11 protein-coding genes are annotated in these 14,369 nt (G+C 38.6%); 6 read left to right on the top strand and 5 right to left on the bottom strand.

Annotated features, from left to right (window positions below; translation table 11 throughout):
* The first annotated feature begins 236 nt into the window (after positions 1 to 236).
* On the top strand, positions 237 to 1,352 hold the full coding sequence (gene asd / locus BTO22_RS08070) for an aspartate-semialdehyde dehydrogenase (RefSeq protein WP_105055053.1): 1,116 nt from the start codon (positions 237 to 239) through the stop codon (positions 1,350 to 1,352).
* A gap of 178 nt (positions 1,353 to 1,530) precedes the next feature.
* Here asd and ansA read toward each other — a convergent pair whose 3' ends face one another.
* The gene (gene ansA, locus BTO22_RS08065) at positions 1,531 to 2,544 is read right to left on the bottom strand and encodes an asparaginase (RefSeq protein ID WP_105055052.1); all 1,014 of its coding nucleotides are present in this window, start codon (positions 2,542 to 2,544) and stop codon (positions 1,531 to 1,533) included.
* A gap of 92 nt (positions 2,545 to 2,636) precedes the next feature.
* Complete coding sequence (gene sppA, locus BTO22_RS08060) at positions 2,637 to 4,493, bottom strand: signal peptide peptidase SppA (RefSeq protein ID WP_105055051.1); 1,857 nt, start codon at positions 4,491 to 4,493, stop codon at positions 2,637 to 2,639.
* A 220-nt stretch (positions 4,494 to 4,713) separates the two neighbouring features.
* On the opposite strand from sppA, the gene BTO22_RS08055 reads away from it, so the two are divergent.
* From BTO22_RS08055 to BTO22_RS08040, 4 genes are all read left to right on the top strand, one after another.
* Positions 4,714 to 6,717: an NADPH-dependent 2,4-dienoyl-CoA reductase gene (locus BTO22_RS08055; RefSeq protein WP_105055050.1), complete on the top strand. Its 2,004-nt coding sequence runs from the start codon at positions 4,714 to 4,716 to the stop codon at positions 6,715 to 6,717.
* A 93-nt stretch (positions 6,718 to 6,810) separates the two neighbouring features.
* Positions 6,811 to 8,754: a DNA topoisomerase III gene (locus tag BTO22_RS08050; protein ID WP_105055049.1), complete on the top strand. Its 1,944-nt coding sequence runs from the start codon at positions 6,811 to 6,813 to the stop codon at positions 8,752 to 8,754.
* An 87-nt stretch (positions 8,755 to 8,841) separates the two neighbouring features.
* Entirely contained in the window at positions 8,842 to 9,666 is an 825-nt protein-coding gene (locus tag BTO22_RS08045; protein ID WP_105055048.1) for a DUF5718 family protein, read from the top strand.
* 120 nt (positions 9,667 to 9,786) lie between these two features.
* On the top strand, positions 9,787 to 11,259 hold the full coding sequence (locus BTO22_RS08040) for a sensor domain-containing diguanylate cyclase (RefSeq protein WP_105055047.1): 1,473 nt from the start codon (positions 9,787 to 9,789) through the stop codon (positions 11,257 to 11,259).
* A 16-nt stretch (positions 11,260 to 11,275) separates the two neighbouring features.
* Here BTO22_RS08040 and dusC read toward each other — a convergent pair whose 3' ends face one another.
* Both dusC and BTO22_RS08030 read right to left on the bottom strand, forming a co-directional pair.
* Positions 11,276 to 12,223, bottom strand: a complete 948-nt coding sequence (dusC, locus tag BTO22_RS08035) for a tRNA dihydrouridine(16) synthase DusC (protein ID WP_105055046.1) — start codon at positions 12,221 to 12,223, stop codon at positions 11,276 to 11,278.
* A gap of 51 nt (positions 12,224 to 12,274) precedes the next feature.
* Positions 12,275 to 12,829, bottom strand: a complete 555-nt coding sequence (locus tag BTO22_RS08030; RefSeq protein ID WP_105055045.1) for a type II secretion system protein — start codon at positions 12,827 to 12,829, stop codon at positions 12,275 to 12,277.
* Between the two features lie 102 nt (positions 12,830 to 12,931).
* Between BTO22_RS08030 and BTO22_RS08025 the strand changes: the two genes are divergently transcribed.
* On the top strand, positions 12,932 to 13,546 hold the full coding sequence (locus BTO22_RS08025; protein ID WP_105055044.1) for an SEC-C metal-binding domain-containing protein: 615 nt from the start codon (positions 12,932 to 12,934) through the stop codon (positions 13,544 to 13,546).
* 261 nt (positions 13,547 to 13,807) lie between these two features.
* Here the strand turns inward: BTO22_RS08025 and dsbB are convergent, their stop codons facing one another.
* A complete protein-coding gene (dsbB, locus tag BTO22_RS08020; RefSeq protein ID WP_105055043.1) occupies positions 13,808 to 14,323 on the bottom strand; it encodes a disulfide bond formation protein DsbB in 516 nt (171 codons plus the stop codon).
* Between the last annotated feature and the right edge of the window lie 46 nt (positions 14,324 to 14,369).

Genomic DNA, 14,369 nt, shown 5'->3' with positions numbered 1-14,369 from the left:
CTGTAATTAATTATTGAAGAATAACTTCTTATTTAACTTCAAAGCCGTGGGTTGATGACGTTAACTTTTAAATTGTTTGTTTTTTACTCTTTTAAGAAAAGAGTGAGCCTTAAAATTTGAAAGAATATGATTCAGAAAATAATAAGTATAGGGAAAATAGTACTTGAGATTTTTTTCTGTTCATCATATAGATGGTGTAAGCACTTTTTATTTTTGAAATTACAGGGAGAGTACCAATGAGAGTAGGTTTAGTTGGCTGGCGTGGCATGGTGGGTTCTGTTTTAATGCAACGTATGGTCGAAGAACGTGATTTTGACCATATTGAACCTGTATTTTACACCACATCACAAGTGGGAGTTCCAGCACCAAACCTTGGAAAGGATGCCGGTTTACTTCAAGATGCATTTGATATTCAGTCCTTACTAAAATTAGATGCCATTATTACCTGTCAAGGCGGTAGCTATACTGAGAAAGTATACCCAGCACTCCGTCAAGCAGGTTGGAAAGGCTATTGGATTGATGCCGCGTCTACATTACGTATGAAAGATGATGCGATTATTACGCTTGATCCAGTGAACTTTGATCAAATTCAGCAAGGCATTCATGCGGGTACTAACACCTATGTTGGTGGTAACTGTACGGTTAGCCTGATGCTAATGGGGCTTGGTGGCTTATATAAAGCAGGCTTAGTTGAGTGGGTGAGTGCTATGACGTATCAAGCGGCTTCTGGTGCTGGTGCGAAAAATATGCGTGAGCTAATTTCTCAAATGGGCGTAGTGAATGATTGCGTGACATCTGAATTGGCAAACCCTTCAAGCTCTATTTTAGATATTGATAGAAAAGTAGCAGAAACAATTCGTTCTGATTCATTCCCAACATCAGAGTTTGGTGCTCCACTGGCGGGTTCATTGATCCCTTGGATTGACGTTAAGCGCGAAAATGGCCAGAGCAAAGAAGAGTGGAAAGCAACTGTTGAAACCAATAAGATCCTTGGTCTTCAAGATTCACCTATTGCGATTGATGGTACCTGTGTGCGTATCGGTGCAATGCGTTGTCACTCACAAGCGTTAACAATTAAGCTGAAACAAGACGTACCAATGGATGAGATCGAAGAGATCATCGCAACTCATAATGATTGGGTTAAAGTGATCCCAAATGAGCGTGATATTACTGCTCAAGAATTAACACCTGCAAAAGTAACAGGTACTTTGTCTGTACCAGTCGGCCGTTTACGTAAAATGTCGATGGGTAATGACTTCTTAAATGCCTTTACGGTTGGTGACCAATTGTTATGGGGTGCAGCAGAGCCACTTCGTCGTACATTAAGAATCATTCTAAATGAGAAAAGATAGTTTCTTAATTAATACCAATCGTAGTAAATAACTGACCATCCTAACTGGTTAAAATGCTCGATAATTGCGTTGAAATTTTTGATTGTAGAATAACTAGTATTTAGTGATTAGAATTAAAAAAGGCTCCCCATGAGATAATCTGGGAAGCCTTTTTATTATATTCAGACTGGTGCTTTATTTAGTGAGTTAATTCACCACGTAAACTTTGCTGCATCATTGTACGCATCGTTTCATAAGGCAGGTCTTTACTTAGTAGGAAGTGTAATTTAGCAAGTGCGGCTTCAGGTGTCATGTCGTAACCACTGATAACGCCAGCTTCTGCTAGGGCACAGCCTGTAGCATAACCACCCATGTTTACTTTTCCTGATAAACATTGCGTTAGGTTTACAACCACAACCCCACGTTCAGAGGCTTCTTTTAATTGAGCAAGAAGTTCTGGATTTTGCGGAGCATTACCAACACCAAAGGTCAGTAAAATCATCGCATTCACTGGTTGACGTAATGTATTTTTAATTACTTCAGCAGAGATACCTGGGTACATGGTTACTACACCTATTGGTTGTGGTGTAATGTTATTAACTGTGAATTCGCCTTTTGGTTGTTTATTAATTTCCGCACCATTAATTTGAATATTAATACCCGCTTCCAATAGTGGTGACAAGTTTGGTGAAGAAAACGCATCAAAGCCATCTGCGTGAGATTTTGTACTGCGATTGCCACGAATAAGTTTGTTATTGAAAAATAACGTGACTTCATTAATTGGGTAGTTAGCCGCAATGTGTAATGCATTTAATAAGTTGCTTTGACCATCAGAGCGTAGCTCAGCAAGAGGGATTTGAGAGCCAGTTACGATTACTGGTTTTCCAAGGTTCTCAAGCATAAATGAAAGTGCTGATGCTGTGTAGGCCATGGTATCCGTACCATGAAGAATTACAAATCCGTCGTATTTATCGTAGTTAGCACGAATATCATCTGCAATACGTTGCCAATCTTCTGGCGTCATATCAGATGAGTCAATTAATGGTTCATATTCGTGAATGGTGAAAATTGGCATTTCTGCACGGTGGAACTCAGGCATTTGTTTTAGTTGATGTTGCATAAAGCCTGATGCAGGTACATAACCATGATCATCAGATTTCAACATGCCGATTGTGCCGCCTGTATAGGCTATGTAAATGTGTTTTCTTTCCATAATAACAACGGTACAGAGTTATGGGAGGTGGTGCGATTATACTGTGCATTCGTCATAAAGAAAGCCCGACATGTGTCGGGCTCGTCATGCTTTTAAAGATTGCTACAGTTCAGGCAGAAGAGATATTGCCCTTTTGGATCATTAAAGTTATTTAACATGTTGATGTCTGTTGCAACTTTGCTGATGGTTGGTTGCAGAGCTTCTGGTGCTAATGAGAAAAGCTCTGTTTTTATATTGGCATTAAAGTTCATGCTTAATTCTTCAAGGAATTGCTCCATTGGCGATAATGGCTCTTTAACCCAGTACAGGTTATATGACTCCATATTAGCGAGTTGAGCTGCGGCTTGTACTGCATCATCAAAGTCACCTAGTTGGTCAACTAAACCATGTTTTAGAGCGTCTTTACCCGTCCAAACACGGCCTTGAGCTACTTTATCAACTGCGTCTAAAGATAGATTACGATGGTCACTCACCAGTTTAATAAAGCGGTGGTAGCCATGTTCGATACCTAACTGCATCACTTGAGCTACATCATCATTTAATGGGCGAGTTAAACCAACCCCATTGAATGGAGAAGTCGAAATACCGTCATTGTGAATTCCCATTTTTTCCAACCCTTTTTCAAAGGTCGTTAAAATACCAAAGATACCAATTGAACCTGTAATTGTGGTCGGTTGAGCAATGATCTTATCCGCGCTTGCAGAGATCCAATACCCACCAGAGGCAGCAACACTTGACATGGAAATAACAACAGGTTTGCCAGCTTCTTTTAAAGCATCTACTTCATTACGTATTACTTCAGACGCGAATGCACTACCGCCAGGGCTGTCAACGCGAAGAACAACCGCTTTTACTTTATCATCTCCACGAGCTTGACGAAGTAGGGCCGCTGTTGAGTCTCCACCAACAGTGCCTTGGCGTTGAGTTCCATCCATGATTGGTCCACTTGCCACAACAATAGCGATATCTTGAGCATCAGGAACTATTGTTGGGCGCACTTGTGAACGGTAATCGTAGTAGCTTATTTGTTTAAAGCTGTCGTATCCATTTGAGCCAAACTCGGCAATCATATCTTTACGAACTTCTTGGCGGGTAGCGAGTTTATCCACCAAGCCAAGTTCAACCGTCATTTGTGATAAGTCACCATTAACTGTTTTTAACTTCGCAATGAATTGATTCATTGGCATAGTTAATGTTTTTGCATCAATTTGACGGTTAGTCGCAACATCATCTAAATAGGCATCCCATAATTGAGTTAACCATACTGACGTTGATTCTTTTGCAGCATCAGACATGTCATTTCTAAGATATGGTTCTACCGCCGATTTATAGGTTCCAACACGGAAAACATGCGTAGAGACATTCAGATTTTCAAGTAGGTCTTTGTAGTACAGCGTATAAGCGCCGTAGCCACGTAGTAGAACCGTACCATCAGGTGCCATGAAAACTTTATCAGCGTAACTTGCTAAATAATATTGGCTCTGGTTGTAGTAATCACCAATTGCATAAACAGGTTTGCCTGCAGCCTTAAAGGTATTAATTGCTTTAGCAATATAACGAAGTTTAGTTAAGCTGGTTTCATTCATCTCTTTTAAATGAAGAACAAGCCCTGACACATTATCGTCATTAGCAGCAAAACGAATGGTATCGACAATATTAAATAACACGTTTTCTTGTGATTTTTGGCTGCCTAATAAATCAGAAGTTACTCGTTCTAATGGCTCACGGAATTTACTTTCTTCGACGATAGGGCCCGCTAAATCAAGGATTAACGCTTTTTTCTCAACCTGTTGAGTTTCTATATTAGATTCATCACTACTTAAAAAAGTAAAGGCGATAAAGCCGATAAAAATGAGGAAGAATAGATTTAATACCAGTTGACGCGTAAAGGAAAGTAACTTCCATATCGCTTGAAAACATTTTGCTATGAAGTGGAATAACCCTTTCATATTGTTCCTTATTATTAGTTTAAACTCTGTCTATATCCTACTCTAAGTATTAGTGAAAGTAACTAGACGAAAGAGTTCTAAATGAGAATTAATTTTATTAAGAAAGTATAAGAGCAAAAGATTTGATGAATGTTGCATATTTGTGAAAACTTAATTGTAGCAGAAGCCTATAACTATTATTCTGGTCTGACCACGATAATTATAAAAGCGATGGATTGTTATGACGTACCCACACCTTTTTCAGCCGTTAGATTTGGGATTTACTCAGTTAAAAAATCGAGTCTTAATGGGATCGATGCATACTGGATTAGAAGAAAGTAATGATGGATTTAAAAAGCTATCAGCCTTTTATGCTGCACGAGCTAAAGGTGGTGTTGGCCTGATTGTTACCGGTGGATTTGCACCTAATTTTCGAGGGCGTTTAACTCCATTTAGTGCTCAATTTAGCTCTTCTCGTGCTGCTGAAAAACATAAAGCGTTAACCCATGCAGTACATGAGAATGGTGGGAAGATTGCTTTGCAACTCCTTCATGCGGGCCGTTATGCGATGCACCCTTTAGCGGTCAGCGCCTCTGATATTAGAGCACCAATAGGTATGTTTACGCCAAGCCAAATGAGTGAGCGCCAAATCCAGAAAACAATCCATGACTTTGCTAATAGTGCTTTTTATGCAAAAAAAGCTAATTACGATGGTATTGAAGTGATGGGCTCTGAAGGTTATCTCATTAATCAATTTATTTGTGCTCGAACCAATATGAGGTATGACGATTGGGGTGGAAATTACCAAAATCGGATACGCTTTCCATTAGAGATAATTAGAGCAATTCGCGAAAAAGTAGGGACAGACTTTATTATCATTTTCCGCCTTTCTATGCTCGATCTAGTAGAGCAAGGAAGTACGTTTGAAGAGGTGGTAGAGCTTGCTCAAGCATTAGAAAAAGCGGGAGTAACCATTTTAAATACTGGTATTGGTTGGCATGAAGCAAGAGTACCGACCATTGCGACTCAAGTACCACGGGCAGCTTTTAGTTGGGTAACTGAAAAGCTAAAAGGTAAAGTCTCTATTCCTTTAGTGACGTGTAATCGCATTAATACACCTGAAGTTGCAGAGAATATATTAGCATCGGGACAGGCCGATATGGTGTCAATGGCGCGTCCATTTTTAGCAGATGCTGAATTTGTAAATAAAGCCGAGCAAGACAAAGCTGAATTGATTAATACCTGTATTGGCTGTAATCAAGCCTGTTTGGATCATGTATTTAAAGCTAAGCGAGCCACGTGTTTGGTTAACCCCCAAGCCTGTTATGAAACCGAGTTAGTGCTTACTCCTGCTGAAAGAGTGAAATCAATTGCAGTGATTGGCGCAGGAATGGCTGGTTTATCTTGTGCGACATCAGTGGCCGAACGTGGTTATCGAGTGACAGTATTTGAGCGAAGTGAACGCATTGGTGGGCAATTTAATTTAGCAATGCAGATCCCAGGGAAAGAAGAGTTTAAAGAAACCATTCGTTATTTCTCCAATAAATTAGATCATAAGAACATTATCGTTAAGTTGAATTATACCGTTGAAATGGATGAGCTACGCCAGTTTGATGAGGTGGTGGTGGCGACAGGCGTTAAACCAAGAGCACCACAGCTAGAAGGTAGCGATCATCCAAAAGTGATTGATTACCAAACTTACATTAAGACCCAACCCAAGCTTGGTAAAAAAGTGGCGGTGATTGGGGCTGGTGGTATTGGTGTTGATGTTGCAACTATGATTACCGAGCCTGAAGATCATACATTAGATGCGTGGTTAAAAGATTGGGATATTGATAAAAATATAGAATTTGAAGGCGGTTTAAAGCCACAAGAAAAACATCAAACGACTCGTGAAGTATGGTTGATGCAGCGTAAAAAAGGCAGCATAGGAAAAGGTCCTGGCAAAACGACGGGTTGGATCCACAAGCGTACATTGCAAAAACGTGGCGTACATATGCTAGCAGGTGTTGAATATTTAAAAGTGAATGATGAAGGTTTGTATATTCGTCAAAATGAAGAGGTTAAGCTGCTCGATGTTGATCATGTTTTAATGTGTGCAGGGCAGGTGTCCGTCAATGACTTAGTTGAAACATTAACCTCAGAAAAGATTGAGCACCACGTTATTGGTGGTGCAGAGCATGCCGGTGAATTGGATGCGAAACGAGCAATTCGTCAAGGGGTTGAACTGGCCACAAAACTTTAAGCTAAAATTCCAACAAGTTAGGCAACAAAACTTGATAACTGTCTATTTATACAGGTATAGTGTTGATGTTATTCACAACATCAGCACTTTTTTATGTCACGATTATTTATTGCAGAAAAACCGAGTTTAGGCCGAGCGATTGCCGCAGGCCTAGCAAAGCCACAGAAGAATCAACAAGGCTACATAGAATGTGGTAATGGCGACATTGTAACTTGGTGTATTGGTCACCTATTAGAGCAAGTTGAGCCTGATGCTTATGATGATAAATACAAATCGTGGCGTATGGAGCATTTACCGATTATTCCTGAGCAGTGGCAGCTTCGTCCAAGAAAATCGTCGAGCAAACAATTAACGGTGATCCGCAAACTGCTAAAAACTGCATCTCAAGTGGTTCACGCGGGTGATCCTGATAGAGAAGGGCAGTTGTTAGTTGATGAAGTATTGGATTATTTAAAACTGTCTAAAACGAAAAAAGCCGCGACTCAACGGTTATTAATTAGCGATCTCAATTTACCGGCAGTAAAGCGTGCATTAACGTCAATGCGAAGCAACCAAGAGTTTATTCCTCTCTCTATTTCAGCTTTAGCGCGCTCTCGTGCCGATTGGTTGTATGGCATGAACATGACTCGTGCTTATACCTTATTAGGTCAACGTGGTGGTTATCAAGGCGTATTATCCGTAGGCCGTGTACAAACGCCTGTATTAGGTTTAGTGACTCGTCGTGATGAAGAGATTGCTAATTTTGTTCCTAAAGCGTATTTCACCTTAGACGCATTAATTCCTTATCAAAATCCTCAGTTGAATGACGGACAAGCGTTTGATATTCGAGCGAAGTGGAAGCCAAGTGAAGCGTGCCAGCAATGGCAAGACGAAGAAGGGCGCGTGCTCAGTCTGAAATTGGTCGAAAACGTAGCTCAGAGAATTGCGACTCAACCAGCGACCGTCACTAAGGCTGAAAATAAAGAAACCAAGCAAAATGCGCCTTTACCTTATTCATTATCGTCACTACAAATTGATGCTGCAAAACGATATAACCTAAGCGCACAGCAAGTATTGGATGCTTGTCAGGCTTTATATGAAAAGCACAAATTAATCACTTATCCACGCTCAGATAGCCGTCACTTACCCAAAGATCATTATAAACAGCGTGAACAAGTATGCGCTGCAATTGGTAATAACGATAAGCAATTGTCTAGCGCAGTAACCAATGCCGATTTAACGTTGAAATCACGAGCATGGAATGACAGTAAAGTTGATGCTCACCATGCGATTATTCCTACTCCAAAATCCAGTGGTTCAGCAGGGTTGTCTGGATTTGAAGAAAAAGTATATCACCTCATTGCGCGCCAATATCTAATGCAATTCTATCCTGCCGCCGTTTATGCCGAAGCTGAATTGGTGTTTGATATTGCAGGGGGCGTATTTGCAGCCAAAGGAAAGCAAATGTTGTTTTCTGGATGGCGAGTATTACTTGGTAAAAATCAAACACAGAATAGCGATGATGATGTAGCGAACAAAGTTCCTCCGCTTAAAAAAGGCGAAGTACATACGTGTCGTGAAGGTGAAATAAAACACAAGATGACCGAGCCACCTAAATATTTCACTGAAGCAACTTTATTACAAGCCATGACAGGTATCGCTCGTTTTGTTGAAGATAAAGAGCTGAAAAAGATCCTAAGAGATACCGATGGATTAGGAACAGAGGCCACTCGAGCGGGGATATTAGGTACTTTATTTAAACGTCAGTTATTAATTCGTAATGGTAAAAACATTCATGCAAGTGACGCTGGTAAAGGATTGATTCATGCACTTCCAAATGAGGCAAGTTATCCTGATATGACTGCACATTGGGAGTTTCAATTACAAGGGATGACAGAAAGAACCTGTTCATATCGCCCCTTTATGGCAGCGCTAGAAACAAAAGTGATGAATTTTATGCAGGGTGTGCAGCAGGGTCCAATTCCTGATTCATTAAGAACGCTTAAAAGCCCAGTAAAACCGCAATTTAAACGACGTAGAAAAGCAAAGAAATCATAAAATTAGATCCGCATCATCGCATAAAACAGAAGAATAAATTAAGGTGCCTTCTTAAATTGTTACTTTTAAAATAATTAAGAAGGCAATATGACATTTAAGCATGCAATTGGTTTTGGTGTAGCAGGGAACTTTGCTGGGCATCTGGAGCAAGCAGGGGAAGCAACTGATTTTTTAAATGTGAAAGTTGAAAATGCCATTCAACCAAAAGCACTGTTTCCATTTTATATCCCATCACAACAAGCAGGATTCTTATCTCAATATCCTTTGTCGTCTGATTCTATTATTCCACCTAATGACGCTGATAATCTACAAATTGAACCAGAGATCGCGATCGTTTTTGATATCACTTATCAAGACAATAAAGTGGTGGCCTTAACCCCTGTGAAGTTTGCGGCATACAATGATTGTTCAATTAGAAAGCCCAATGCAAAAAAGATAAGTGAGAAGAAAAACTGGGGTGAAAATACCAAAGGGATCTCACAAGATTTTATTGAGTTAACTTCGTTCACTAAAGGATGTGAGCTAGACTCCTACCGTATTGCAAGTTTTCATATTCGTAACGGTCAAATGAATCGATATGGAGAAGACAGTGCTGCGATTGATTATAGCTACTTCCATGAGCAACTGAATGATTGGATGATTGATCGAATGAACAATCAAAAAGATGAAGGGCCAGCAGAAAATCTCGCTTGTTATTTGTCTGAGGCCAATTATCCAGAGCAAGCGATTATTAGTATTGGTGCAACACGCTATACAGAGTTTGGAGAAAGCAATTTTTTGCAACCAGGAGATGAAAGTATTGTCGTTGTTTATAACGGCGATAAATACAATCCAAAAGAGATTGAAATGATGGTTGATAATAGAAAGTTTGAAAGCGCAGAGATATCGTTATTATCTCAATTAGTTAAATAAGTGTTTCCATTATTTTGGCGTCAATATACTGTCATGTAAATGTAAAAGATCTTGTTTCTGCAAGATCTTTCACAGAAATATAGGTATTATAGCTGTTCATTTTCTGTTAAGAATTTATATATGCCAAAGCTAAATTTAAAACATGTCTTCATGATCCCGACGCTATTTTTAGTGCTAATCCTAAGTATTGTTTTAAATAATCATATTAGCACAGTTAAAAGACAAGTTAACCGTGAATATGATCGTATTATTGATTCTTTACAGCGTTCAATAAAAGTAATGATCTCGCTTGATTACAATTTATCTCAGCTTTATAAGCACAGTACTGGTAAATTTTATAACCATAATATTCAAATCGATGACGAGGCTGGTTTATGTGTTATTCACCCGAATAACAACCTAGAAGCCGTAATGGAGAGTCAAGAGGTCTCTGTACCTGAAACTCGATTAGACTACAGCATTGCAGGCATTGAAGAGTTATGCGATCCAAAATCAGAATTATATCAATTAGTCTCTAAAAAAATGACGCTCGCTCCTGTTATTTCTTTTATTCATGATTATGAAAACTATCTTCATGGCATCTATTTCATTTCTAAATATAAATATATTATTTCTTCACCAAGAACGATTGCTGAGAATTTAACTAAACAAAGTTTAGAAACCATCTATTCACGGCCATACTGGAAAAACAGTATGAAGAATGATAATCAAAAGTATATTACGTTCACACCTCCTTATACCGATGCTTTTTTTGATGGTTTAGAAGTGCTGACCTTTTCAACTCCTATATATTATAAAAACTTATTTGAAGGTGTTTTGGTTATCGATTTATCGGTAGATAAACTTTTGCATTCAGACAGTGAAGTATCTAAGCATATTCAATTATTAGATAGCGATGAATATGAGCATTTTGAACAATATAAATTTATGCAACCTATTACTCTTAAAAATACGAATTTTACTTATTTTTTATACTATAAAAGTTCGATCAAAGAAGAAGTTATGGGTTTTATTCTGCATGATGCTAAAACATTAACCTTAATTGGTGTTACTTATATTCTAGCTGTTTTACTTATTTTTTATTATCAAAGCCGTTTATCTCATCGATATTACCGAGATTTGGCAAAACAGGATCCAATGACAGGACTTTATAATCGACGTGGTTTTGAAATGAGTTTACAAGATCGAGTGGTTAAGAAATTTGTCGGTTTTGCTCTGTACGACATTGATGACTTTAAGCAAATTAATGATGTGTTTGGTCATGATGTGGGTGATGAAGCGATTAAATATATGGCTAAAATACTGAATAAAAGTGTCAGAGATAGCGATATTGTCTCACGATTCGGTGGGGAGGAGTTTGTTATCTGTATTAATGCAGAATCAAAAGCCAGTATTGAAAGTGTCTGTGAACGTGTCAGAAAGTCAATTCAAGATTCGTCAGGTAAGGTGGTAACTGGTGGTTTTACTGTGTCTGGTGGCGTGACAATTATCGATTCTCATCAAGACTTTTCTTTTGAAAATGTGATTAAAAAAGCAGATGATTTGCTTTATAAAGCAAAAGAAGAAGGAAAGAACCGAGTTTATTTCTCATAAACTCGGCCAACTACACTTAGCTTACTCGTTCTAATTCTTGGTGTAGGCGTAGAACAATAGGTTCTGATTTTTTATGGCTTCGAATATCCATAAAGATATCTTTGGCTTCAGAGTATTCTTGACGAAGATAAACGAGCCATTGTTTTACTCGGTTAGAGTAATATTGACCTTTGTCACCTGCCATTTGTAATTTAGAGTAATGAATTAATAATGCAATCACTTCAGGCCATGGCATGGCGGCGTGATTGTGTTTTACTACATTCCCTAAATTAGGAACGTTAAACGCGCCTCTGCATACCATTAATGAATCAATACCTGTAGCGGCAATACAACGCTGACCATCTTCGTAGTTCCAAATTTCACCATTAGCAATAATTGGTATATCTACTTTTTGGCGAACTTGGTCTATGTAATCCCATTTTATTTCTTCGGCTCTGTAGCCATCGACTTTGGTTCTTGCATGAATTGTTAATTCGTTCGCACCCGCTTGTTTAATTGCATCCGCAATGGCAAAGCATTCTTCCGGTTTTTCCCAACCTAAACGAATTTTTGCAGTCACTTTTTTATCATTGGGTACTGCATCTCTACACGCTTTGACTACCTGATAAATTAATTTTGGTTCTTTTAATAGCGCAGCCCCGCCTCGGCTTTTATTTACGGCTTTTGCTGGGCAGCCAAAATTTAAATCAATGCCGTCGGATCCAAGATCAATAGCGCGAGCTGCATTTTCAGCCATCCAATTAGGCTCTTGCCCTAATAATTGTAGGCGAATTGGCGTACCAGATTTGGTTTTACTGTTGTTATGTAGCTCTGGACAGATGCGGTGGAAAACATGAGGGGGTAAGAGTTGGTCAACGATTCGAACAAATTCTGTTACACAGAAATCATAATCATTAATCTCTGTTAATAGCTCACGCATTAAATGATCAAGAACACCCTCCATAGGGCCTAGTATTACTTGCATATCCCACCTCTTTTATTGGAGGTGGGATTGTAGGGGGAAAGGGGAGGGATGTCACTTACTTCCTTTATTATAGCTTTTAGTTATCGTCTCGCCTGTAGAAGGAAAGTAATTTAATTGATAACCGAGCTGATTTGTATTTGATATATCTGATGTATAGTAATACATACATGCTTGTGGTTTGCCTGCGATAGGTGATCCATACCAATATTCTATATCTGCACTAGTGGTGACAAAATTATCTCCTTTGTATGGAGCAATAGTTAAATCTTGATTTAATAGTGCGTTCCAAAGTTCACCGCAACCTTCACCTGTAATTTTTCCATGATAGGTAGTACCTAATGGAAAGCCTTTATTTGATGGGTAAATAGTATCGTCAGCAAAAATAACGCCAACCGCTGAACTTGCAGAAGGCTCACCTTGTAAGACCCATGCTTCATTGTACAAGTTCACAGCAGCAGTGAAGGCTGAAAATACCCCAGCGGCTCTAGATTTATGTGAATCATCTTGTAAACTTAAAAATTTCGGAGCAGCAGTAACTGCTAAAATCCCCAAAATAATAATAACCGCGATTAACTCAATTAAGGTGAATCCTCGACTTTTTTTCATAACATTTCTCGACAACAAAATAAAAAATATAACAGCATTTAGGTTCTAATAATTATTTACGCTATACTACGCCGAAAACTTAATTTCAGAAGTGAATAAATCATGAAGTATCAATTAATTACGCTTGATGGCGTTGATTTGAGCTGCTCTAGCCTTTTTCTTGAAGGCGCAGTGCTTGCCGCAAATATGGCAACGAAGCCATTGGCTCCAGAGGCGTGGTTAGGTGACATTATTGGTGCGGATAATGCACTTAAAATGACGAAGCCAATTTCTCAGCAAATAGAGCATCAATATTTACTACTTAAACGTAATGAATATGAAGTGACAAAAGTGGTTAATTTTGATGATCTTGAGCAACTTTCTGATTTCGCTGGAGGGTTTATGACTTTATGGCCTGTGATAGAAGAGCTATGGACTGATCTTCAAGTTGCTGATGGAACAACACGCATGTTATCTGCATTATTAACAACCATGATGCTTGCGGTTGATGAAGAAGAAACGCATCGTCAAATGGCAGAAAACGGAATTGATACGCCGCCAACGCTAGAGCAGATGTTACCTAAAATTGATTTTATGATACAGGAAGTTGCAATGGCTGCGGATGAATACCAAATTGGTTATAAAGGCCAAAAGGTAAACCCATATAAAGATGTGGGTCGTAATGATGCTTGTCCGTGTGAAAGCGGCAAGAAATTTAAGAAGTGTTGTGGGAAATAACACTAAGCTTATCTTTTATACCAATCTACATAAGTATTTGATCATTCTTGCTTGTTTAAATCGATTATATCTGCGTTATACCTTTTTATTGCAAAAATTAGGTGTAATTAGAACCACTAGTTACTGTAATTTATGCCTTGCTCTAATCGATTTTTCCTACGCAATTATCTGAACAACTACTTATCCAGAATGGTATTAGTGAAAAATAGAAAAAAAACCATCAACTCATTGATGGCTTTTTTGTGTCAAATCCAAAGGTTGTTATATTTCTTTTTTATTAAAAAATTGGGCAATAACAAAAATAGTTAAAGCGACCAAATTACCTGCAAAGATAATAACCAACCATTGAGGCATAGTTAGCGTTAAGAAATGCCAAACAATTTTGCTACAATCACCATATGCTTCAAACATCCAAGGGGCCCACTTATTTAGAGGTGCCCATGAAGGGAATTGTACAAATAAATCACAAGTTGCAAAAGGTGATGGGTTAAGTTGAAAATCTACATGTTGCATCGCTAGTTTTAAGCCCCAACCAGCACTTACTCCCCAAGCAATGAATCCACACCAACGAATAATAAGATTATTTGGATTTAATAATCCAATAATTGCAGCGCCTCCAATTCCCATCATAGCGACACGCTCATAAATACACATAACACATGGTGGTAGTTTCATTACATGCTGAAAAGTAAGGGCTGCTGCTTCAAAAAAGGCAATACATAGAAGTAATAAAAGCCAAGATAAGCGAATGCGAGAAAAGTGGTTAAGGGTTTGCATTTTTATTCCTTGTAAAAATAAAGGCTCCGTATATACAGAGCCTTTT

Origin of the sequence: Aliivibrio sifiae (assembly GCF_002954705.1) — a bacterium.
Classification (GTDB): Bacteria; Pseudomonadota; Gammaproteobacteria; order Enterobacterales; family Vibrionaceae; genus Aliivibrio; species Aliivibrio sifiae_A.
The sequence above is the reverse complement of the archived record's forward strand: the minus strand, read 5'-3'. Positions and strand labels throughout refer to the sequence as shown.